The sequence below is a fragment of the Sphingomonas elodea ATCC 31461 genome (assembly GCF_000226955.1).
GTDB lineage: Bacteria > Pseudomonadota > Alphaproteobacteria > Sphingomonadales > Sphingomonadaceae > Sphingomonas > Sphingomonas elodea.
In genome coordinates this window covers 1-21,455 of record NZ_AGFU01000044.1, presented here as the reverse complement: position 1 = coordinate 21,455, position 21,455 = coordinate 1, and the positions used below count along the sequence as shown (strand labels likewise).

Genomic DNA, 21,455 nt, shown 5'->3' with positions numbered 1-21,455 from the left:
CGCCCGGCCCCGGCTCAGTTGGCGGCGAACTTCAAGAGCTTGATCGCCTCCGAATTGCTCACCATGCCGCCCACCCGCTTGGTCGCGTAGAAATGGACGAAGGGCTTGTTGGAGTAGGGATCGCGCAGGATCTGGGTCTCGCCGCGCTCGGCGATCAGATAGCCCGCCTGGAAATTGCCGAAGGCGATCGACAGGCTGTTCGCGGCGATGTCCGGCATGTCCTCGGCCTCGACCACCGGATAGCCGAGCAACGTCGCCGGCTGGCTGGCCGAAAGCCCCGGCTGCCACAGCATCTCGCCCTGACTGGTCTTGAACTTGCGGATCTTGGCGAGCGTCGCCGAATTCATCACCCAGCTCGCCCCCTGGCGGTACGGCGCGCGCAGCGCCTGCACCAGGTCGATCAGTTTCTCGTCCGGATTGGCCGCAAAGGCGCCCGCCGCACCGCTTGCCAGATATTGCAACGTGCCGAAGGCGCGCGTCGCGTCCGCCGCGGTCGAGGTGGGTGCGGCGAGGAAGCCCTTGGGCTGATTCACGCCCGTGCCGTTCACGAACGCCGTGCCTTCGGACTGCGCGAATTCGCGGGCGATCTCGCCGGCCAGCCAGGCCTCCACGTCGAACAGCGCATCGTCGAGCATCGCCTGGCTCGCCGCCGGATTGGCGTAGAGTTCGCCAAACGGCGGCGCGACTTCGTTGAAGCTCGGCGTCGCGGTGATCGGCCGCGCGGCGGTCTCGGACGCCCAGCCGCTGTCGAAACCGCTGCTCGCCACCAGCTTGCGGTAGCCGCTCGTTCCCACCTTCACCACATTGGCGATCGCGCGAATGGGCGAGATCGCCTGCAGCGTCACGTCGATCTGCGCATCGATCTCGCGCGGCACCGCAAAGCCGCCCTCGGCGCCGCTGGCGCCGGACAGCGCCTTGGTCTCGACCCCGCCGCGCAAATAGCCGTCGAACGCCGCGCTCGCCGCCGGGCGCCCACCCGCCAGCATCGGCCGCACCGGCGGCAGCGTCGCCTGTTCGAAACTCGTCTCCAGATTGTCCATGATCGTCTCCACGCCAGAAAAATGGAAAAAAACTCAGGCGACCGCGTGCACGCGGGCGAGCGGCTGCATCGGCTCGGCCACCAGGCTCACCTCGATCAGCTGGAGCGCGGTCAGCTCGCGGACCCGTCCCGCCCGCGCCGCGCGCACCCGGTAGCCGAAGGAAAGCCCCGCCACCGCGCCGTCCGCGACCAGCGCCGCCAGCCGCGGGTCCTCGACCCGGCCGATCACGCGAAGCCCGCGCGCATCCTCGCCGATCGCCTCGATCGTGCCGACCGGCCTGCCGCCATGCTGCCAGAGCAGCGGCACCGGCCGCACCGGCCCGAAGGCCCCTGCCCGCACCACATCGCCGCCGCGATCGACGGCGTCGAACACCGCGGCATAGCCGGCGAAGCGCACGCTCATTTCAGCCAGCCGGGAAAGCCCAGCCGCATCGCCAGCACCACCAGCACCAGCGCCGCTACGGTGCGGCCCAGCCACTGCATCACCGCCTTGAGCATCGACTTCTTGGCATCCCGCCATGCGCCCAGCAGCTCGCGCAACTCGGCCATGTCCTTGGCGGCGCCCGAATCCTCCAGCCCGAGCCGGGCCAGCGCGCGGTTCGCACCCACCGTGCCCGCCTCCTCGGCGATGGCGCGCAGCGTGGTCAGCTCCGCACCCTCATTCTCGGCCTGCGCGATCAGCTCGGCCAGCATCGATCCGTCGGTCATGGCAACCCCACCAGCTTGCGTTTCTCGTCGTCGGTCAGGAAGGAGGCGGCCGACACCTGCCGCCACAGCCGCTCGCGGTCCTCGGCGAGCACCGTCACGCGGTCGATATCCACGGCCAGCGTCGCCTGCGGAAACCAGGGGGCGAGCCCTTGCGCGATGCCCGCCAGCAGATGGCCGGCCATCGGCAGGATCGTCTGGCGCCACAGCGCGCGATTGGCCTCGCGGTAGTTGGCGTAGGCGGCATCGCCCGGCAGCCCGAGCAGCATCGGCGGCACGCCGAACGCCAGCGCGATCTCCCGCGCCGCCGTCGCCTTCAGCCCCACGAAATCCATGTCGGCGGGGCTGAGGCTCATCGCCTGCCATTTCAGCCCGCCTTCCAGCAGCATCGGCCGCCCGGCATTGACGGCGCCGGCGAACCCGGCCTCCATCTCTTCCTTCAGCCGGGCGAACTGCTCGGGCGCCAGCGCCGATCCGTCGCCGGGATCATAGACCAGCGCCCCGCTCGGCCGCGCGGCATTGTCGAGCAGCGCCTTGTTCCACCGGGTCGCCGCATTGTGGATCGCGATCGCGCCCGCCGCCGCGTCCAGGCAACCCAGGCCATAATGGTCGTCGGCCGGGTGGAAGGCGCGCAGATGCAGGATCTGCGGCCGCCCGCCATCCTCGGCCGCCAGCCGGGTGACGTGCGCGCCCACCCGGTAGCGATAGGCGACCGGCCAGCCATGGGCGTCCGGCTCCACCGTCACCCGCTCGGGCCGCAGCGCATAGAGCGCCTGCAGCTGCCCCGCCCCATCGGTGAGCAGCTGGACATAGCCATTGCCGTGGAGCAGCAGCTGCGCGGTCAGCGTCTCGAGCAGGCGCTGCCCGCCCGACGTCGCCGCGACCAGCGCGACCAGCGCGGGATCGGCCCCCGCGAGCGGCGCCCCGCCCACCGCCTCGGCCACCAGTCGCACGGCGCGCTGGGCGACCGGGTTCTGGCAATAGCCCTCGCGCAGCTGCACCTCGTAGCTGCGCGGCCAGTCGCCCAGGCTGCCCCAGCCGCCGCGCGCCAGCGCCGGCCGCTGCCCTTGCGGCGCGGCCTTCCGCCCGAACCACTTCATCGCGCCAGCTCCGGAACGCTGAGCCTGCCGTCCCGGTCCAGGTCCCGCGCCCAATAGGCGGCCCCGAGCGCGGCGCGCATGCCGTCCCAGAAGCCGCCGGTCAGCGCGGCCGGCGGGAAGGCGCGCTCGACCAGCGCCTGCACCTCGGCGGCATCGAGCAGCCCGTCGCCATCGCGATCGCCCGCCGCCACCGCCACGCCGGCGCCCACCGCCAGCCCGGTCCGCGCATCGAGCGCGCACGCGCTCACCAGCAGGGCGAGCAGCCCCGCTGCCATGCAGTTTCGCATTGGATGTCTCCTGATATCGAGATCTGAGCCCCTCCTCCTTGGAGGAGGGGTTGGGGGTGGAGGGATTCCAGAACCTTGATTGCTCTCTGCGAGACGCAGCCCCACCCCAACCCCTCCCCTGAAGGGGAGGGGCTTGAACCTATGGCCTACACCACCCGCACCGCGGCCCGGCCGCGCCGGCCCAGCATCAGCTCGGTCGCCGCCCAGACCAGCGCATCCGCCCGGTCCGGCGAGCGTCCCGGCCCCTGATAGCCGCCCGCCGCCTGCAGCCCGACCAGTTCCTCTTCCAGCGCCGCGAACACGCCCGCGTGCCACAGCACGCCCTTCTCGTAGAGCAGTGCCACCGGCTCGGCCCGTGCGGCCTTGCCCTTGCTGGCATGGACGAGCCGGATCGGCAGCGCGGTGTCGGCGGCCTTCAGCACGCTTTCGACCATCGCGCCGCCCTGGTTCTTCTCCGCCACCACGCATTCCGCCTCGAATCGGGCAGCACAGTCCGCCACCGCCGCGGCCCAGCCTTCGGGGCTGAGCCCCGCGACGCTCGCATCCGCCAGCACATAGCCATGGCCGTCGGCACCCAGCCCGATCGCAACGATTCCGCAGGCATCGCCCCCGGTCCCCGCCGGCGGGTCGACCCCCACCACCACCCGGCAGAGGACACCCGGCACCGCGCGCCGCTGCCGCGCGATCAGCGCCCGCGGCCACAGCGCGCCGGGCACGTCGTCGATCATCTCGCCGTCCAGTTCCTGCCGCCCCAGCCGCGTGCCCGCATAATCGGCCAGCATCGCCTCGACGAAGCTCGCCGGCAGGTGGAGATTGTCGCGCGTCCGCCCCCGCGTCTCGTGCACGCCGGGCATCGTCATCACCCGCCGCATCAGCTTCACCGGGCGCGGCGTCGTCGTCACCACCACGCGGGGGCGCTCGCCGCGGCGCATCCCCATCATCAGATTGTCCCAGGCGATATCCGCCGCGCCGCCGCGCCATTTGGCGAGTTCGTCGCACCAGGCGAAATCATGCTCGGGTCCGCGCAGTTTCTCGGGTGCCTCGGCCGAATAGACGAACGCCCGCGCGCCCGAGCCAAAGACCAGTTCGCCCCGCGTCGGATGCCACCCGATCGTCTCCAGCTCGCGCGCCGCCGCCAGCAGCCCCGCCGGTCCTTCCACCATCACCCGGCGAACCTCGTCCACGGTGGCGCCGACCAGCGCGATCCGCGCGCTCGGCACATTGCGCGCCATCTCGCTAACCCATTCCGCGCCCGCACGCGTCTTGCCGAAGCCGCGGCCGGCACGGATCAGCCATATCCGCCAGTCGCCCTCGGGCCAGAACTGGCCGTCATGCGCCCAGCGCCACCACGCCTCGTTGAAGAAGCGAACGTGCGACCGCGGCATCTCCCGGATGATCTGCATCCGCGCGTCCCGCGGCGCCAGGGCCAGCTGGGCGAGCGCATCCTCGGCACCGACCGGGCTCATCGCTGCTCCCCGCGCTCCTCGGCGAGCCGCTTGGCCAGCACATCGAGCTTCTTGTTCAGCGCCGCCTCGGCCTCCTCGCGGGTGACCCGGACCACCGGCCCGCGCGGCGTCGGTGCCCGGTTTTCCACCGTCGCGCGGTGCAGGCGCAGCAGCTCCATCGCCATCTTGGGATCGAACGTGCCGGTCGCCGGCGGCACTTCGTCGATGCCGTCCTCCTCGAACGGGTGCGGCGTCGCAAGCTGGGCGAGCAGCTGCTCCTCGAGCCGCTCATAGCCAATGAGAATGGCCGCCCGCCACGCGCCGGCGAACACCGGATTCTCGCGACGGCGACGATAGGCGGAGCGATGATCCACCTTGGCGTGCTTGCACGACCGGACCACGTTGCAGGTGGCCGCCAGCATGTCCAGAAATGCGCGCTCCTGCTTTTCGCTCCACGCATGGGCCGGCAGCTTGCGCTTCTGCAGGCGACGATTGGCCCCCTTGCCGATCACGTCCGTCATGGCACCCCTTCCGAAAACGCGAACGGGCCGCGGCACCTGTGTGCCCGACCCGTTCCCACCGAGCCGCTCTCGGCGACTCGCAATTCTTCAGCGTTCCCGTTTTGTGCCATACCATCGTGACGATGTCAAGCACATTTAACCAGGTAGGTTAGCGACTAGATGGGTTGCATCCCGAAACGGGTATTCGGGAATAGTACGGAGCCGAAACTACTGCACTGCAGTAAACAATCGTTTGCGGACTCTTTCGCCGCAAGGATCGTGCATCGGGCGACAGTTCCGCACGACGAATATTTCCGCTTCATCGAAGTATCCGGGAAATCCCCTATGGTGGTCGGAAGTTAACCATCTTGCACCGCAGCAATCCGCCCAATAAGCGCCGCGATGCCCGAGCTGTATCCCGGTGCCCCCGCACAACAGTATCGCGTTCCCAATGCGCCGAGAGAGAGGACGGCGCATGCGGAGATCGGAGCTCCCGGCCTTCATCGTTGCCCAGACTGGCGGTGCGTCACGTGCGTGACGGGCCCGCTCGCTGGCGTTTCGGAGACGTGCTTTGCCGATTTTCAGGGTTTCTTCGCCCATTACCATGTCCTCGTTTGTCCGCCCGCTGCGCCGCACGCTGCGGCGTCGCCCCGCGCGGCCCCCGCATCCGCGCCGCCCGACCGGCCAGGCCGGCCTCGCGCCGGCGCCGATCAGCAGCGGCTTCCGCTATCCGGTCCACCGCACCGCGCTGGGGCCGGTGCGCCCGATCCTGCTGCTCATCATCGTCGGTGCCACCGTTGTCGCCGCGCTGCTGTGGAGTGCGGGAGAGCAGATGCTGTCCCAGGCCCGGGCCGACGCGCTGGCCGCCGCCACCCGCGAAAACGCCAACCGCGCGATCGCCTATCAGCAGTTCGTCGCCCGCACGCTCGACAGCGCCCGGCTGGCGATCGACCATTATGCCGATCGCTTCGCCACGCTGGCGCCTGCGACCGGCCCGGCCGCGCCCCCGCGACGGCTGGAGGACCCGATCGCCGGCAACCGGCTCTTCGCCTCGGTCGCCGTCCTCGATGCGCGCGGCGTGGTGCGCTGGGCTTCGGTCCCCGGCCTGCCGCCGCTCGACCTCGCCCGCAACCCCGCCTTCGGCCGGCTGCGCGACGATCGGTCGAACCGGATCGCGATCAGCGCGGCGGAGATCAGCCGGTTCGTGCCGCGCCCGCTGGTCTCGGTCTCCCGCGCCATCCGCGATGCGAACGGCACCTTCCGCGGCGCGGTGGTGGTGCGCATCCCGGTCGAGCGCTTCGTCGATTTCAACCAGCGCGCCGTCACCCGCCCGCTCGACGTGATCTCGGTCATCCGGCTGGATGGCGTCACTCTGGCCCGCCGCACCGGCGCCCGGATCAGCTATGGTGACAGCGTTGCCGGAATGCTGCCGATGCGCCAGCAGCTGGCCCATCCCGACGGCACCTATATCGGCCCCAGCGCCTATAGCGGCATCCGCCGCATCTTCAGCCACCGGCGACTTGCCGAATATGGCATCTTCGTCACCAGCGGCATCGCCGAGCGCGACGTGCTCGCCGCCGAGGACGGTCGCGTCGCCCGGGTACGGGGGATGACGACGGCGATCACGCTCGCCATCGCGCTGTTCGCGGGATTGGCGATCCACGCACTGCTCCGCCGCGACAAGGCCGCCCGCGACCTCGCCGGCACCAACGACCGGCTGCACGAGGCGCAGCGGATCGGCGGCATCGGCGACTGGGAATATGATTGCGCCGGCGATCGGCTGGTCCTCTCCGACCAGCTCTGCCGGATGTACGATCGCGCGCCCGACGACGACATGGTGGGCGGCCGCACCGCGCTGGCGCTGCTCCCCCGCGAGGATCGACGCCGGTTGCTGGCGGCGGTGCGCGGCGCCATCGCCGGCAAGCGTCCGCAAAGCTGCGACGTGGTGGCGCGGACCGGTCGGCGGCATCGCTCGCACCGCCGCATCCGCATCGTGCCGATCGTGGAGGCGGACGGTTCGGTCCGTTCGCTGATCGGCACGGATCAGGACGTGAGCGCCGAAAAGGCCCATGCCGCCCTCCGCGAGGAAGTTGCCCACGGCGCCCGCGTCCAGGCGATGAACATCATGGCGGAGACGATCGCGCATGAGATCGCCCAGCCGCTCACCGCCGCGTCCAACTATATCGCGGCGGTACAGCTCGGCAGCGCCGCGACCGCCCACCAGGCCGATCTGCTCGGCAAGGCCAGGGCGCAGATCGTCCTCGCGCAGGGCATCATGCAGCGGGCACGCGACATGGCCGCCAATCGGCGCAGCGACGGCGCGGCGCGCGTTGCCGAGGCGGTGGACGATGCGCTGGCCTTGCTCCACGCCTCCACCCCCGGCTGCCCGGCGACATTCGCGGTGAAGCTCGATCCCGAAGCGGCCTGGGTCGCGGCGGACAAGGTGCAGGTCCAGCAGGTGCTGCTCAACCTGCTGCGCAACGCGGTGCAGGCGGTGCGCAGCCACCCCGCCGGCCACATCGTCATCGCCAGCGCGGCCCAGCCGGACGGCACCGTCCAGCTGACCGTGACGGACAACGGCCCCGGCATCGGCGCGCCGGAGGAGGTCTTCTTGCCCTTCGTCTCCTCGCGGCCTGCCTCCGGCCTGGGCCTTGGGCTGTCGATCTGCCGGACGATCGTCGAATCCTATGGCGGTCGGATCCATGCCGAGGCCGGGGTCGCCCGGGGCGCGCGGCTGTGCTTCACCCTCCCCGCGCTGGCCGCGCCGGAACGCGCCATCGAGCCGGCCTGAGCCCGGCTTAGCGGAGCGCGGCCACCGCGTTGCGCCACGCGGCACGCTCGGCCGGTCGGTCCTCGATCAGCACGGGCGTGCCCAGCATCCCGCCGGCCAGATCCGCCTCGATCGCGAACAGCCCCTCGAACGTCGCATTCCCGCTCAGCATCACCCGCCGGTCCGCCTCGGCCTGGCCACGGACCATGCCGCCGCGGTTGAACACCTCGATCGGGGTGCCGAACGGCACGCGGCCGGTCAGCGCCGCGCTGAGCACCGATCCGGCCATCGCGCTGCCGCAGCTGTCGGTCAGGCCCACGCCGCGCTCGAAGGTGCGGACGAACAGGCTTTGGGGGCCGCGCTGCTCGACGAACGATACGTTGCCGCGCGCCGGCAGCAGCGCCGGGCGGCCCTCGCACCAGGTCCCCAGCGCGACCAGCTCGTCCTCGTCGACCGCATCGACGAAGGTGACGAGATGGGGGTTGGGCATCGCCACCGCGGTGAAACGGCGCGGGTTGGGCAGGCCCTCGATGCGCGCGTCGATCACCGCTTCCGGCGCGCCGACCAGCCCGACATCGGCGGCGCGGGTCGAATTGGGGCCCACCAGGGTGCGGATCGTCACGACGCCGGGGGCGATTTCGGGGTCGCGGGCAACGCTGGCGGAGCTGGTCTTCAGCTTCACCTGCGCCGCGTCCAGCCCCAGCACGTCGAAGCCCAGCCGCGCGGTGCAGCGCAGGCCGTTGAGGCAGGTCTCCGCCTCCGATCCGTCCGAGTTCCACATCCGCATGCCGAAGGCGTGGGCGTCGTCGCCCGGCACCAGCGCGAGCAGGCCGTCACCGCCCACCGGCCCGCCGCGGTCGGCGAGCAGACGGGCGAGGATGGCCCATTCGGGCTCGGTCAGGGTCAGCGCACGAGCGTCGATCAGCGGGAAGTCGTTGCCCGAGCCGTGGCACTTGAGGAATTGGATGCGCATGGCCGCCCATCTAGGCGGTGGCGGGCGCCTTGGCTACCGGCCCGCCCATCGCTTTCACCTGCGCGTGATCGCGCGCGTGGATCGCGTCGATATAGGCGGCCGTGCGCGGGTAGCGGGCGGAATCGACGCACACGCCGATGCAGCCGAGCGTCGCCAGCGGGCTGGCGACGGCGATGTCGGCCAGGGTCAGCCGGTCCTCCACCAGGAAGCCGCTGTCGGGGATGGTCCGCTCCAGATAGTCGAGGATCGGGGGCAGCTGCTGATGCTCGGCCTGGTCGGCCGCATCATGATCGCACGGCGACTGCATCACCCGCGGCTTCACGAAGCGGTTCCCTAAAATCGCCGAGCCCTCCGCCATCATCACCGTATCCGCCAGTTCGTCGAACCAGATGGTGCGGGCGCGCGCCTCGGCGGCCAGCGGAATCAGGTTGGGCTCGGGATATTCTGCCTCGAGATTAGGTGACGATCGCGGTCGAATCCGCAATCGCGAAGTCGCCGTCTAAAAATCCCGGCATCTTGCCGAACGGACTGATCGCGCGAAACTCGGGATCGGAACTGCTGGGTCCGGCATGGCCGATTTTCCGCCCCGTCGCGCGCCGTTCACGCGACATTGCCCGCCAGACGTGCAAGGCTGCGCACGATGAGCTTTTATCTGTTCTTGGTGCTGGCCTGCGGCGTCACAGCGGCGTTCGCGGTGCTCAAGCGCCGCATCGATCAGCTCGAACGCGAGTTGGAGGTCCTGCAGGAGCGGCTCGATCGGCTGTCCCCGGCAGCAGCCGCATCGCAGGCGCGCACACCTGCCCAGCTCCGAACCGCCGCCGAGGAGCACCCGCCGCGAACGGCTCCGGCAGAGCCGCCGCCCGCGCCTCCGGTGGAGCCTGCAGCCCGATTCGAGCTGCCGAAGCTCAATATCGAAACGTTGGTCGGCGGACGGCTGCCGATCTGGATCGGCGGCGTGGCGCTGGTGCTCGCCGGTTTCTTCCTCGTCCGCTACTCGATCGAGCAGGGTCTGCTGGGCCCCGCCGCCCGCACGGGCATCGCGGCGCTGTTCGGTCTCGCGCTTGTCGGCGTGAGCGAAGTCGTTCGCCGCCTGCCCGCAACCCGGGATGATGCGCGGCTCGGGCAGGCACTGGCCGGAGCCGGCATCGCCAGCCTGTACGGCACGCTCTACATGGCCGCTGCGCTGTACCACCTGATCCAGCCGCTCCCCGCCTTTGCTGCTGTCGTCCTGGTCACGCTGGGAGCCATGGGCCTCGCGCTCCGACATGGACCGCCCACCGCGATCATGGCCCTCGCCGGCGGCTTCCTCGCACCCCTTCTGGCAGGGTTCGATGCCGCCGGCATCGCGCCACTGCTCGTCTATCTCGGCCTGTTCGTGGCCGCTCTGTTCGGCCTTGCCGTCCATCGCCGCTGGGGCTGGCTGGCGCTGGCGGCGAGCATCGCGGGACTGGCCTGGACGCAGTTCCTGATCGCGGTGCTCGGCGGGCGCGGCAACCTCCCGGCGATCGGCCTCTACACAATGCTGCTGGCGGGAGGCGCGAGCGCCGCGCTTCCGGCTGCCGGTATTCGCAACCGCTGGCTGCGGCTCGTCCCGCTGCTCGTCGGGCTGCTCCAGCTGGTGGCGATCGCGCCGGGCCTCGAGTTCGGCCCGCTCGCCTGGAGCTTCTACCTCGTTCTCGCTGCCGCGACGCTGATGCTGTCGTGGCGCGACCCGGTCTATCTGCCCGGCGCCCTCGCCAGCGCCGTGCTCGTGCTGGTGCTGGAGGCGCTGGCACTTGCCTCGACCCACCGCGGCACGACACCGGAAGCGGCGATCGTCGCGACGCTGCTGTTCGGCGGTGCAGGCCAGTGGTTCTGGGCGCGCGGCCGCAGCTGGGTGACGCTGGCGCTGCTCGGCGCGGGAGGCCCGGTGCTCGTCGCCCATGGCTTCGCCGCCGACCTGCTGCCGGACACGGTCTGGGGCCTGGCCGAAGCGCTGACCGCCGCCGCATGCGCCCGAATTGCCTGGCAGCTGCGCAGCGAGTCCGACGATCCCGCCCTGCCGGGCGCGACCCTGGCGACAGCCGTCTTGGCCACGGTCGCGCTGGCGCAGGTCGTGCCCGCGGGCTGGCTGTCGCTGCCATTGGCACTCGCCTTGGGGGCGCTCGCACTCTGGGCACGGCGCTGTCGCGCGCCGCGGCTGTTCGCGCTGCCGGTCCTGCCCTTGGCCACGGCATTGATCGCCGCCGCCCCGCAGCTCGCGGCACTGGCCGATGCCATCGGGACGTCGCTGGCGGGGGCGCATCTTCCCTTCACCCGGCTGCCGCCCCTTGCCGACCTGCTGCGGACGCTGGCCCTGCCCGTTGCCGTAGCCCTCGCCGTCCTTGCCGACCCGCACGGATTCGGCCGCTTCCGGCGCGGCGCGGCGACCCTCGCCGGCACCGCTGGCGTGCTGCTTCTCTATACGCTCGCCAAGCAGCTGCTGGCGATAACGACGCCGGAGCGATTCCTCGCTTGGGGCTTCGCCGAGCGGGCAGCGCTGACCCAGATGGTCCTCGGCGCAGGCTGGGCGCTGCTGCGGGCAGGCCGCCTGCCGCTGCTCGGCCGGGCCCTCCTCCTCCTCGGCCTTGGCCGTCTCGCCTGGTTCGACCTGCTGATACTCAACCCCGCGATCGAAGCGCAGGCGGCAGGACCGCTGTTCGCGCTGCACCTCGCCCTTACCGCCTTCTGGTGCTGGACGTTGCCCCGGCTGCGCGTGCCCGCCGCCCTGCTCAGCATCGCCGCCCTGCTCGCCGCGGCTCGCTGGCTGACGCACGGCACGCTGCTCACCGGGCCGGTAGGCAGCTTCGAGAATGGCGGCTATTCGGCAGCGCTGCTTGTGCTGGCGCTGTTCTGGCTGTGGCGCGGGATCGCCGGCGGCGCGCACTACCTGCGCCTCGCCGGGCTTGGCCTGCTGACCATCGCCACCTTCAAGGTGTTCCTGATCGACGCCGCCGCGCTTGACGGGCTGCTCCGCATCCTGTCGTTCCTGGGGCTGGGCGTGGCGCTGATCGCGATCGGCTGGGCCTATGGCCGCTTCCTCGCCCGTCCGGCCCCGCCAGCGGAGCCGCCGCCACTCAGCTGAGCCGGTAATGATCGGCGACCCGGTCGAGCGCGAGGCAAAGGACCAGCTTGCCCGCGCGCGCCGGCCAGCCGAGCTCCTTTTCGGCGGCGCTCAGGCCCTCGCCCGCGCACACCACGCGCCAAAGGATGTCGGAAAGGCCCCCGCCCGCCGCCGCGATCGCCGCATCGAAGCGGCGCTTGGCCGCGATCTGCGCCATGGTCGGGTCCATCGGCTCCGGCGCAGCGCGGCGGCCGCCCTCGCGCGGCGCCGGGCCCCAGCGCATCGTCACGCGCGGGCCAAGCGACGCCGTCTCATAGTCGCCGCGCAGCCGCTCGCCCGCCTCATATTGCCGCGCATCGACATGCCCGCGCGCGCGCAACCACGCGAGCGGGGACTCCGCAAGGTTTACGGTGACGCTCCGTGCCCGCGCCATCGGCCGCTCCACCCGGTCCTGCATCGCATCGGCCTCCTTATGTTCCGCTACTGATCTCCCTTGCCACCGCGGCGCATCTGTAGGAAAGTAGAAAACCGATTTGGTTAGGAGCTGGACATGATCACCGCCATCCGCGAAGTCCGCCGCGCCAAGGGCCTGACGCTGGACGATGTCGCCCGTCGCTGCGTGCCGCCGACGACCGCACAGACGATCGGCCGCCTCGAAACAGGTACCCGTACCGTCTCCGTCGCCTGGCTAAACCGCATCGCTGCGGCGCTGGAGGTGGATGCTGCCGATCTCGTACAACTCCCCGATCGCCCCGACATTCCCGTCGCCGCGGTACTCGAAGCGGACGGCGCCCATGCCCCCCGCCGCCCGGCGACCCTGGTGGCGCCGCGCCCCGAAGCCGGCACCGTGGCGATCGCGGTCGAGGCGAGCATCGGCGAGTATCGCAGCGGCGACGCAATCTGGTGCGAGCGGCTGCCCCCTGCCGAGTTCGGCCGCGCGCTCAACCGCGACGTGCTGGTGCCGCGCCCGGCGGGCCGCTTTCTGTTCGGCCGCCTGATCGGGCGCGAAGGCGACCGGCTGCAATTGCTACCGCCCGGCGCCGGAGGCCGCCAACAGGTGGTGACCGATCCCGCCTGGATCGCGGTCGCGGTGCGGCTGGTGCGCGCGCTATAGGCATTGTTACGCCCTTGCCCGCGGCCTCGGTTCCGCGCAAAATGCTGTGCAACAGGAGGGAAGAAGACCATGAAGAGACTGGCTCTCATTGCATCCGCAGCGATCCTCGCCGCGGCCGGCCCCGCGCTGGCCGAAGACTGGGATTTCATGCTCACCAACCACACCGGCAAGCTGATCGAGAAGATCGAGGTCGCGCCGACCGGTTCCGGCAACTGGGCCGCGAACAAGTTCGATCCCGAGCTGAACAAGGACGGCAAGGTCAAGCCGGGTGGCAAGACCACGGTGCATTTCGACAAGGCGGCAAGCGCCTGCAAGTTCGACGTCCGCGCCACCTTCGAGGACAAGACGAACGCGGTCTGGCCGAACATCAATCTGTGCGACAACAGCTATGTCACCGTCGCCTTCACCGGCGAGAAGCCGACGTTTAAGGCGAACTGACCGGGCGCGCCGGGCGGCCCCTGCGGCTGCCCGGCCCCAAGCCGGGCCAAACCGGCTGAAAGCAATTCTTCGTTCTCCTAGCGCCGCGCTAGGATATTTTGGCAGCTCGACAAGGAGCTGCCCGCGCATGGCCATCGCCGCCCCACCCCGTTTTCGTTTTCCCTTCGCCTGGCAGGTGTTGCTGGGCATGGCCGCCGGTCTCGCGCTCGGCTTCGTCGTCCGCGCGACCGGACAGGCGGCGCTGGGCGAGACGCTGCACACCATAGGCCAGATCTTCGTCCAGCTGCTCAAGGCGCTCGTGCCGCCGCTCGTCTTCACCGCCATCGTCGCGTCGATCGCGGCGCTGCGCGATCTCGAAAACGCGGCCAAGCTCGTCGCCCGCACGCTGTTCTGGTTTGCTGCCACGGCTCTGATCGCGGTGCTGATCGGCATCGCGCTCGGCCTGCTGCTCCAGCCCGGCCTCCATGCCGGCGTCGCCGCAACCGCGGCCAAGGCGCCGGGGAGCACCGGCTCCTGGCTCGATTTCCTGAAAGGCGTGGTGCCGGCCAACTTCCTCGGCCTCACCGCCTCGACCAGCCTCAAGGACGGCGCGGCGAGCACCGCCCTGTCGTTCAACGTCCTCCAGATCATCGTCGCCGCCATCGCGATCGGTGCGGCGGCGGTGCGGGTGGGCGAGGCGGGCAGCGCCTTCCTCCAGTTCAACGCCTCTGCGCTTGTGATCTTCCGCCGGCTGCTGCGCTGGGTGATCGCCCTCACGCCGATCGGCACCGCCGCGCTGATCGGCGACGCGGTGGTCCGCTATGGCTGGGATGCACTCTCGGCGCTCGGTGCCTATGCGGTCGCCATCTATATCGGCCTCGCACTGGTGCTGCTGGTCGTCTACCCGGCCCTGCTCGTCGCCAACGGCCTCAACCCCTTGCGCTTCTTCGCCACCGCCTGGCCGGCGATCCAGCTCGGCTTCGTCTCGCGCTCGTCGGTCGGCACGCTGCCGGTGACCGAGGAGGTGGTCGAGCGGCTCGGCGTGCCCGCCGCCTATGCGGCCTTTGCGGTGCCGCTGGGGGCGACCACCAAGATGGATGGCTGCGCGGCGATCTACCCCGCTATTTCGGCGATCTTCGTCGCCCAGTTCTTCGGCGTGCCGCTGCACCTGGCGGACTATGGCCTGATCGCTTTCGTCGCCGTGGTCGGCTCGGCCGCGACCGCGGGACTCACGGGCGCCACGGTGATGCTGACCCTCACCCTCTCGACCCTGGGCCTGCCGCTCGAAGGTGCGGGACTCCTGCTGGCGATCGACCCGATCCTCGACATGGGCCGCACCGCGGTGAACGTTGCCGGCCAGGCACTGGTGCCGACCATCGTCGCGCGCCAGAGTGGCCTGCTCGCCTCCGATGCGCTCGGCACCCCGGCCCATGCTGCCACGGCCTGACGCGATGGTGTCCGGTCATCCGTTCGCCGGCGAGATTGCGGATGCGGTCTCGGCGCTCAACACGGTTCGCTCCGCCTGGCGCGAGCGGCGGGCCGAGCATCGCGGCCTGTCGCGCTTTCCCGCGCCGACCGAGCTTGCCCGCTTTGTCGAGCATGTCGCCGCCGCCCTGTTCCCTACCCGCCTCGGCGGCTTTCGCGGCGGCATTGCCCGCGAGGATGATTTCGTCGCGGAGCAGCTCGGCCAGGCCCTTGCCATCCTGCGCGAGCAGCTCGCCGCCGAATTTGACTATTGGCAGCTTCACAGCACCACCCCGTTCGAGAGCGACCAGCCCGACCTGCTCGTCCGCCTGTTCGCCGCCGCCCTTCCGGAGATCCGCACCCTGCTCGACGAGGATGTCGACGCCGCGTTCGTCGGCGACCCCGCCGCGCGGAGCGTCGACGAGATCCTGATCAGCTATCCCGGCGCGCTGGCGATCCTCCATTATCGCATCGCCCACCAGCTGCACGGACTGGGGGCGGTGATCGTCGCGCGGATCCTGTCCGAGCTCGCCAATGCCCGCACCGGCATCGACATCCACCCCGCCGCAACCATCGGGCCCAGCTTCTTCATCGACCATGGCACCGGCGTGGTGATCGGCGAGACGACGATCATCGGCCGCAACGTGCGGCTCTACCAGCATGTCACGCTCGGCGCGCGCAGCCCGCTGGGGTTGGCACCGGCGGGGCCGCGCAGCCGCTATGCCCGCCACCCGATCATCGAGGATGACGTGATCATCTATGCCGGTGCCACGATCCTAGGCCGGGTCACGATCGGGCGGGGCAGCACGATCGGCGGCAATGTCTGGCTGCTGGACGACGTGCCGCCGCACAGCGTACTGGTCCAGCCCGCCGCGGTCCCGCTCCATGGCGACGCGCAGAACAACATGACAGCAAGGCTGGCGGCGCATCGGGATTGAGGCGATGCGGACTTGGAGTGCTTCAATGCTCTAAACAGCAGCGGCATGAATGGCGGCGAGAGGTTCGTTAGCGACGTCGCAAGACCAAGCGGATCACCAGAGGGATGAAGCGGCCCAAGGCTGTAGCCGCGGCCCCGATGACCGCGAGATCAAGGGCGAGTGACCAGAGGGAACCGCCACGCCCAAGTTCCAGCCTCTCGCCCGATGAAACTTCATGGTGCCGGGGTGGAATGCATGCCCAAGGTCTGCAACGAAAGAATAGAGGCCACCGTTGCCCCTTCCTATCCCCGCCGCCGCGCCAGTTCGGCCATCAGCCGGTCGAAGCGCTGCTCCACCGCCGCCAGTCCTAGGGTGCCGCCGTTGATCGCCCGGCGATCGTCGGTCAGCCCGGGGGTCGCGGCATAGCGGTCGAGATCGTTGGTCTTCCAGAACCAGCCTGCCCCCAGGCAGCCGCCCTCGGGCGTGCGCAGGAAGTCCGGGACCTGCTCCACCGGCAGGTTCACCGACTCGCCGAACCGAATGCAATTGGCGCGGCCGGTCAGCTGCTTGGGACCGTAGCCGCGGAAGCGCCAGCCATCGCCGGGCTCGATATTGCCGAGATTTATGCGCCCCCAGTCGCCGCCATATACAAGGTTGGCAATCGCTTCCTGGCGGGCAAGCGGCAGGCTGCGCTCGCCTGGCTTGCGGCCCAGCCGACGCGCGTCCGCTTCGCTGATCCGGGTTCGTCGGAACGTGGTCAGCAGGCCTTCCACGCTGTAGTTCAGGCTTTCGGCAAGCCGGGTCAGCCCCGCGCTTTCCACGCCGATATTGGCGAGGAAGCTGCAAATCTCCCGGTCCGTGTCGATACCGTAACGCCGGCAGGCACGCTGCATCGGCGCGACCCAGACGGCCAGCGCCTCCGGCACACTTTCGGGGAAGGCAAGCTTGAGAAAGGCCAGGTCGATCTGGTCGGTCAGCGATGGCCCTGCGGGCGGCGGCCCCGGCGCTGCTCCTACACCCCGTACCACCGCCTCCATGTCGGGCCGGGGCTGGTCCAGCATCTCCCAGCTGCGCGGGCCGACGATGCCGTCCGGCACCAGCCCGTGCTGTCGCTGCCAGGCACGCACCCGCGCCTCGGTCACGCCGCCGAAGATGCCGTCGGGCGTCAGCCCCAGGGCGTGTTGCAACTGCTGCACGGGCGCGCCGCGCATGCCCCGCCGCAGCGTCGGCCGCCCCTGATCGTCGACCAGAGCGATCGGCGGCGGCGGCGAGCGGCCGGACAGCAATGCCTGCACCTCGGCGCGGAAGCGGGCCATGTCGAACAAGGGATCGGGCTTTCGCCCGGGCGCCCATTCCTTGTGGCCGCAGCACATGTTCGCGCCCGCGCCGATATGCTTCAGGATTGCCGCGACGCCGCGCTGATACGCCTCCATCTGCACGTCCGGCCAAAGATCCTCCGGCCGGCCGCCATTCTCCGCCTCGATCCCGATGAAGCTGCGATTGCCGGTGGTAACCCCTTCCCACCGGCCGGGACCGGCATGGTTGGCGCGCCCCGCGGCCACGACATAATAGGTGCCGTCGCGCCCCAGCCCGAGCTGGCACAGCGGCCCCGCCAAGTCCGCCCGCCCATGTACCAGCGTATCGAGCGTAGGCATGTTGCCGCCCGCGATCGTGCCGGTGTGGTGGCACATCACGCCCAGTACCGGGCCCATCTCGCCGCGTCCGCGCGTCCGCCAATCGGGCACTTCGGCAACCCGCAGACCGGCACGCTCCAGCACCTCGGGCAGCCAGATCAGGGTGTAGGTCATCGCGTCGGCTCCTCCGGCGCGGGCGCCACCCCGCCGGAGGCGGGCGGCAGCATCGCATCGGGCGTCAGTTCCGCCTCGGTAAGGGACGTGTCGGCAAGGCAGCCATCGCCATGCGTTTCGCCGGCATCCGCCTCGGCACTGCCGTCAGCCTCGGGGGCGGGAGCGGCGGGCGGCGGATCGGCAGCCGCGACCGCGGCGCCACCTGCCGCCGCCGGCGTGCCGGCAACCGGCGGCGGGAGGTCCGCACGGGCTTCCGCCTTGGCGAGCAAGTCGGGGACCAGCCGCTCGCTGAAACCGGCGAGGAACCCTGCCAGGCCGATATACAGCGCATCCGACGCCGCCGTGGCACTGCCGGCGATCGCCAATTGTACGACACCCGACCGCAGCAGCGCGACGAAGACGGTCCCGGCAATGATGGCGATGGTCACGCGGAGCGCCGCATCGAGGGCGTTCGCCCGGCGGTTGAGATCCGGCAATACGGTGCGCCCGCGGATCGCCAGCGCGATCGAGAAGAAGCCGCCCAGCGCGCCGCCCATGCCGCCGCGCCACAGGTCCGGCGCATGTTCGAAGCAACGCGGGTCGACCGCCGTCAGGCACCCGCCCCGCCCTTGAAAGGCCGCCACCAGGCTCGCCAGCGAGACGAAGACCAGCGCGGCCGCGGCCGCAACCAGGAGATACTGGAAGCGCGCCCAGCCGACCCGCTCCGCCAGCACGTCCGCCCGGATCCCCTCCAGCACCGCCTGCGCGCTGGCCCGGTCGCCTTCGAGCGCCACTACCAGCGCATCCGCGACGCGCCGGTCGTAGCGGGCGGCGCGCGCCCGCAAGCCCCGGCCACTCCCCTCGCCCGCCAACTGCCGCAGCCACCCCGCCGGGCGAATCGGTGCCTCGCGCCAGCCATCGACCAGGCCGTTCAGTTCCCCGCGCAGCGGCGCCAGAGGTGCGAGCGCCTTGCGTTGCGCATCGGCCTTGTCCGGCGCATCGGCGAAATGGATGGTGACCCGTTCGCGCGTGCGGTACACGGCATAGTCGGGCAGCTTGCGCGCATAGAATTGCAGTACCTCGACACCTGCCGAGTCGCGTTCGCCCCGCGCAAGATCCGCGACGTTCACGCCGCCGCCCTCGTTCGGGCGGCGTCCTGCACGACGAATGAATCGATACATTCCATGCCAACGCTCCCCCGCCAGCAGATATACAGACTATCCCCGCGGACGATGCTGCGCGCGACTCATGCGATATCTGAAGCCCCTGCGCACAAGTCTTGCACAGTGCAGCTATTCGTCAACCGGAATGCTTGGCATATCGTGGGCGGCACCATATCTGCACGGCCGAATGATGCGCGATCACCTTCGCCGACATCTTGCGACCCTTCGCAGGCGCTGGATATTTTCTTCAGGTTCGCGATCGCGCAAGCCGCCTGCCGCTGCGCAGGCAACGATCGACCCAAGCGCAATCATATCCGCTTCGGAAGGAAATGGTGGGCGGTGACGGGCTCGAACCGCCGACCCTCTCGGTGTAAACGAGATGCTCTACCAACTGAGCTAACCGCCCGGTCGCCCGGAGAGCGCGGATTTACGCGATTTTCTCGGCTGGTCAACTGGCGATTTGCGGAACAGAGGGGATACGAGCGGCATGCTTCGGGACGGGGCGTCCCGAACTATTCCCGAACTATCCCCGAACCGAAACCGCCCCTCAGTGGCTGCCGCGCGCCAGATCGGCCGAAGCGTGCGCGACCTGGTCGCCGATGATCTCGAAAAGCGCCGCCAGATCCTCGCGGGCGATCTCGACAACGTCTCGAGCGGTGTCGACCGGGCCATCATGCGCCAGCGCGCGCAGGCCATCGACCGCGCGGCCGAGGCGATAGAGCCGCACGCGGGGATCTGCGGCGAAATCTGTTTCAAAGCCGGCGGCGGTTCGGCTAGTTTCGGTATTAGCTTGGGCCATGGGGAGGCTTCCCTCGGTTCGAGTTAGGCCCGGCGCGGTGGTAGGACACCGCGTCGGGCTGCCAAATGTAATTACATGCAGCTTGCATCATGTCAACACATGCAATACGCTCGCTCGCATGCCTCTACATCACGATAAAGTGTTCCAGATGCGCGCCTCGGAAGAGTGGCTCGCCATGCTCGACAACTGGCGAAGGAGCCAACCGTCGATCCCATCTCGCGCCGAGGCGATCCGCCAGCTGGTCGCGATCGCCCTCGCGGCCGAAGCGCCGCCGGCAAAGCCTCCCGAGTGACAGGTCCGAAGCCGTTGTCATTATGACAACGGCTTTCGCTCCCCCCTCCAGCCGTCATCACTATGATGACGGCTTTGCCAACGCTCCCGCCGAGCCGTGGCCCTAGGGGCTACGGCTTCTATCCAGACACATGAGGAGTTCTGAGAATGGCAAGCAAATCAGCCACTCAACGGGCAGAGGTGATGTTCGTTGATGCCGGCAGCACCCGAGTGCCGACCTTCATGCACGAGGACGTGGCATATGTCCCGATGCGTCCGTTCTGCGAGGGGATCGGCATGGACTGGCCGAGTGCTCGCCGGAATATTATGAGAGATCAGATACTTGCAAAAGCCGTGGTCATAATGACCACGGCTTTGTCGAACGGCCAGGCTCAAGTCTGCCTGCCACTCATGTTTTTCCACGGTTGGCTGTTCCGCCAGAACCTCAATAAGGTGGCCGAAAGCGCCCGCCCACACATCGAGAACCTGCAGCTCGAAGGTTATGCGGTGCTCGATTCCTACTGGCGAAAAGGCGTCGCGGTGAACCCGCGGATCCACGTCATTCCGGACGACGAGCCCTGGCAGAAGGGCGGTTCGGGGCAGAGCCTGTGCGAGCGCTTCATTGAGGAGCGCGCAAGATGGGAGCGAGAGAAGGGGCGAACCCTTGAGAACGTCGCCACGTTCTCCAAGCATAAATTGCGCCAACTGGAAAAGCATGAGGACGCGCTTAGGAAAAGTGATGTTATTCACTCGCTGGAGATCGTAGGCATGGACGTGCGCTATATTTACTTCGGCGAGCGGACACTTACCGAAGCTGAGCGCGCAATTCGGGACGCCTATCGCTTGGGCACGGAAGAAGATCGTGCCGCGATCCGTCGACATGCCGAGGCGGTGCGCATCCAGCGCCAGCCCGAGGGCTGGGACCCGCTCGATACGCGCGAACCGGGGCTCTATGTCGGGGTCGACAGCGTTCACTATGCAAGGGTCTGAAGGCGTCTCGGCCGAGCTGGAGGTATGCCGGCGCAGCAGCCTTGCGGCTCCTGGGCTGGCTACCGTTCAGCGATCGACGAAAGGATCTTGCTTCCGATCGTCTGTTAGATTGGCGGCGTCCCCCGCCGGGAGAGGGAGTAGCACGCGGGGACGACATAACATCGATAACATCGGCGGTTTTCTGCCATTTCCGCGCTAACAAAACGGCTAACATCGGCATAACGACATTATGGGTGATAGGTATAATCTTTTTGGAAATTATATTCTTTCTATTTCAATAGCTTGGGTAAATTGTGGGGCCTGATGTTAATAAAGATTATGGGTTACCCCTAATATTTTTCCCCATTTAGATCATGGGCTTAGGGCCTACCGCGACCGCGCATTGCCGATGTTATGCCTCCCCGCCCCGTAGAGGGTAGGGTTCGGCGTTGATCAACGGGATCTTTGGCAGAGCAGCCGCACCGCCTCGTGGGTGCCCTAGCTGCATCAAATCGCATCACGCGAAAGGCATTCCCCCTCCGGGGCGGCCACAGGGGTGATCTACTGCATCAAAAGGGACACGAAAAGGGGGCGGGCGAGGCGGGGGGAAAAGCGCTCTTTCCGGGGGCGCAATGCAGGAGGGGGCCCCCCCCC

Annotated in this window: 22 protein-coding genes and 1 tRNA gene; 8 read left to right on the top strand and 15 right to left on the bottom strand. The window is 69.3% G+C overall.

The genetic code is table 11. The features are described from left to right. Nucleotides 1-14: 14 nt before the first annotated feature. From KK7_RS0113090 to KK7_RS0113060, 7 genes are all read right to left on the bottom strand, one after another. On the bottom strand, nt 15-1,040 hold the full coding sequence (locus tag KK7_RS0113090; RefSeq protein WP_010545093.1) for a phage major capsid protein: 1,026 nt from the start codon (nt 1,038-1,040) through the stop codon (nt 15-17). A gap of 33 nt (nt 1,041-1,073) precedes the next feature. Beyond that, complete coding sequence (locus KK7_RS0113085) at nt 1,074-1,442, bottom strand: HK97 family phage prohead protease (protein WP_010545092.1); 369 nt, start codon at nt 1,440-1,442, stop codon at nt 1,074-1,076. Next, nucleotides 1,439-1,747 (bottom strand): DUF6127 family protein, encoded by a 309-nt coding sequence (locus tag KK7_RS0113080; protein ID WP_010545091.1) that lies wholly within the window; start codon nt 1,745-1,747, stop codon nt 1,439-1,441. The genes KK7_RS0113085 and KK7_RS0113080 overlap by 4 nt, the downstream gene beginning before the upstream one ends. Next, nucleotides 1,744-2,844 (bottom strand): phage portal protein, encoded by a 1,101-nt coding sequence (locus KK7_RS0113075; protein ID WP_010545090.1) that lies wholly within the window; start codon nt 2,842-2,844, stop codon nt 1,744-1,746. The genes KK7_RS0113080 and KK7_RS0113075 overlap by 4 nt, the downstream gene beginning before the upstream one ends. Further along, nucleotides 2,841-3,131 (bottom strand): EF-hand domain-containing protein, encoded by a 291-nt coding sequence (locus KK7_RS0113070; protein ID WP_237709208.1) that lies wholly within the window; start codon nt 3,129-3,131, stop codon nt 2,841-2,843. The genes KK7_RS0113075 and KK7_RS0113070 overlap by 4 nt, the downstream gene beginning before the upstream one ends. Before the next feature lie 146 nt (nt 3,132-3,277). Then, the gene (locus KK7_RS0113065; RefSeq protein ID WP_010545088.1) at nt 3,278-4,597 is read right to left on the bottom strand and encodes a DNA-packaging protein; all 1,320 of its coding nucleotides are present in this window, start codon (nt 4,595-4,597) and stop codon (nt 3,278-3,280) included. Further along, a complete protein-coding gene (locus tag KK7_RS0113060) occupies nt 4,594-5,097 on the bottom strand; it encodes a hypothetical protein (RefSeq protein WP_010545087.1) in 504 nt (167 codons plus the stop codon). The genes KK7_RS0113065 and KK7_RS0113060 overlap by 4 nt, the downstream gene beginning before the upstream one ends. Before the next feature lie 583 nt (nt 5,098-5,680). Here KK7_RS0113060 and KK7_RS21565 point away from each other — a divergent pair. Further along, on the top strand, nt 5,681-7,867 hold the full coding sequence (locus tag KK7_RS21565) for an ATP-binding protein (RefSeq protein ID WP_010545086.1): 2,187 nt from the start codon (nt 5,681-5,683) through the stop codon (nt 7,865-7,867). A gap of 7 nt (nt 7,868-7,874) precedes the next feature. On the opposite strand, the gene dapF is transcribed toward KK7_RS21565, so the two are convergent. The 3 genes from dapF to KK7_RS22610 are packed head-to-tail and all read right to left on the bottom strand — an operon-like array spanning nt 7,875 to nt 9,430. After that, nucleotides 7,875-8,819 (bottom strand): diaminopimelate epimerase, encoded by a 945-nt coding sequence (dapF, locus tag KK7_RS0113050; protein WP_010545085.1) that lies wholly within the window; start codon nt 8,817-8,819, stop codon nt 7,875-7,877. 10 nt (nt 8,820-8,829) lie between these two features. Then, nucleotides 8,830-9,303 (bottom strand): glutathione S-transferase family protein, encoded by a 474-nt coding sequence (locus KK7_RS20655; protein ID WP_010545084.1) that lies wholly within the window; start codon nt 9,301-9,303, stop codon nt 8,830-8,832. After that, on the bottom strand, nt 9,275-9,430 hold the full coding sequence (locus KK7_RS22610) for a glutathione S-transferase N-terminal domain-containing protein (RefSeq protein WP_138983961.1): 156 nt from the start codon (nt 9,428-9,430) through the stop codon (nt 9,275-9,277). Before KK7_RS22610 ends, KK7_RS20655 begins: the two co-directional genes overlap by 29 nt. Before the next feature lie 29 nt (nt 9,431-9,459). On the opposite strand from KK7_RS22610, the gene KK7_RS0113040 reads away from it, so the two are divergent. Then, nucleotides 9,460-11,922 carry a DUF2339 domain-containing protein gene (locus KK7_RS0113040; RefSeq protein WP_010545083.1) on the top strand — a complete coding sequence of 821 codons (2,463 nt, stop codon included), beginning with the start codon at nt 9,460-9,462 and terminating at the stop codon, nt 11,920-11,922. On the opposite strand, the gene KK7_RS0113035 is transcribed toward KK7_RS0113040, so the two are convergent. After that, entirely contained in the window at nt 11,915-12,358 is a 444-nt protein-coding gene (locus KK7_RS0113035; RefSeq protein WP_010545082.1) for a DUF6456 domain-containing protein, read from the bottom strand. The two genes, KK7_RS0113040 and KK7_RS0113035, sit on opposite strands and share 8 nt — an antisense overlap. A gap of 93 nt (nt 12,359-12,451) precedes the next feature. On the opposite strand from KK7_RS0113035, the gene KK7_RS0113030 reads away from it, so the two are divergent. The 4 genes from KK7_RS0113030 (at nt 12,452) to epsC (ending at nt 15,834) form a co-directional block, all read left to right on the top strand. Further along, complete coding sequence (locus tag KK7_RS0113030) at nt 12,452-13,015, top strand: helix-turn-helix domain-containing protein (protein WP_010545081.1); 564 nt, start codon at nt 12,452-12,454, stop codon at nt 13,013-13,015. A 69-nt stretch (nt 13,016-13,084) separates the two neighbouring features. Then, nucleotides 13,085-13,453, top strand: a complete 369-nt coding sequence (locus tag KK7_RS0113025; RefSeq protein ID WP_010545080.1) for a hypothetical protein — start codon at nt 13,085-13,087, stop codon at nt 13,451-13,453. Between the two features lie 127 nt (nt 13,454-13,580). Further along, nucleotides 13,581-14,879 carry a dicarboxylate/amino acid:cation symporter gene (locus KK7_RS0113020; protein WP_010545079.1) on the top strand — a complete coding sequence of 433 codons (1,299 nt, stop codon included), beginning with the start codon at nt 13,581-13,583 and terminating at the stop codon, nt 14,877-14,879. Then, nucleotides 14,863-15,834, top strand: coding sequence for a serine O-acetyltransferase EpsC (gene epsC / locus KK7_RS0113015; RefSeq protein ID WP_010545078.1), 972 nt, complete (start codon nt 14,863-14,865; stop codon nt 15,832-15,834). The genes KK7_RS0113020 and epsC overlap by 17 nt, the downstream gene beginning before the upstream one ends. Nucleotides 15,835-16,115: 281 nt before the next feature. On the opposite strand, the gene KK7_RS21925 is transcribed toward epsC, so the two are convergent. The 4 genes from KK7_RS21925 to KK7_RS0112995 form a co-directional block, all read right to left on the bottom strand. Further along, nucleotides 16,116-17,621, bottom strand: coding sequence for an N-acetylmuramoyl-L-alanine amidase (locus KK7_RS21925; protein ID WP_010545077.1), 1,506 nt, complete (start codon nt 17,619-17,621; stop codon nt 16,116-16,118). Continuing rightward, nucleotides 17,618-18,781, bottom strand: a complete 1,164-nt coding sequence (locus KK7_RS0113005) for a hypothetical protein (protein ID WP_010545076.1) — start codon at nt 18,779-18,781, stop codon at nt 17,618-17,620. Before KK7_RS0113005 ends, KK7_RS21925 begins: the two co-directional genes overlap by 4 nt. A 312-nt stretch (nt 18,782-19,093) precedes the next feature. Continuing rightward, a tRNA-Val gene (locus KK7_RS0113000) sits at nt 19,094-19,169 on the bottom strand. A 141-nt stretch (nt 19,170-19,310) separates the two neighbouring features. Then, nucleotides 19,311-19,490, bottom strand: a complete 180-nt coding sequence (locus KK7_RS0112995) for a hypothetical protein (RefSeq protein WP_029623270.1) — start codon at nt 19,488-19,490, stop codon at nt 19,311-19,313. A gap of 190 nt (nt 19,491-19,680) precedes the next feature. Here KK7_RS0112995 and KK7_RS22940 point away from each other — a divergent pair, with 190 nt between their 5' ends. Together KK7_RS22940 and KK7_RS0112985 are read left to right on the top strand one after the other, a co-directional pair. Further along, complete coding sequence (locus KK7_RS22940) at nt 19,681-19,854, top strand: hypothetical protein (protein WP_158000008.1); 174 nt, start codon at nt 19,681-19,683, stop codon at nt 19,852-19,854. Between the two features lie 146 nt (nt 19,855-20,000). Beyond that, nucleotides 20,001-20,822, top strand: a complete 822-nt coding sequence (locus KK7_RS0112985) for a phage antirepressor N-terminal domain-containing protein (protein ID WP_010545075.1) — start codon at nt 20,001-20,003, stop codon at nt 20,820-20,822. Nucleotides 20,823-21,455 lie beyond the last annotated feature (633 nt).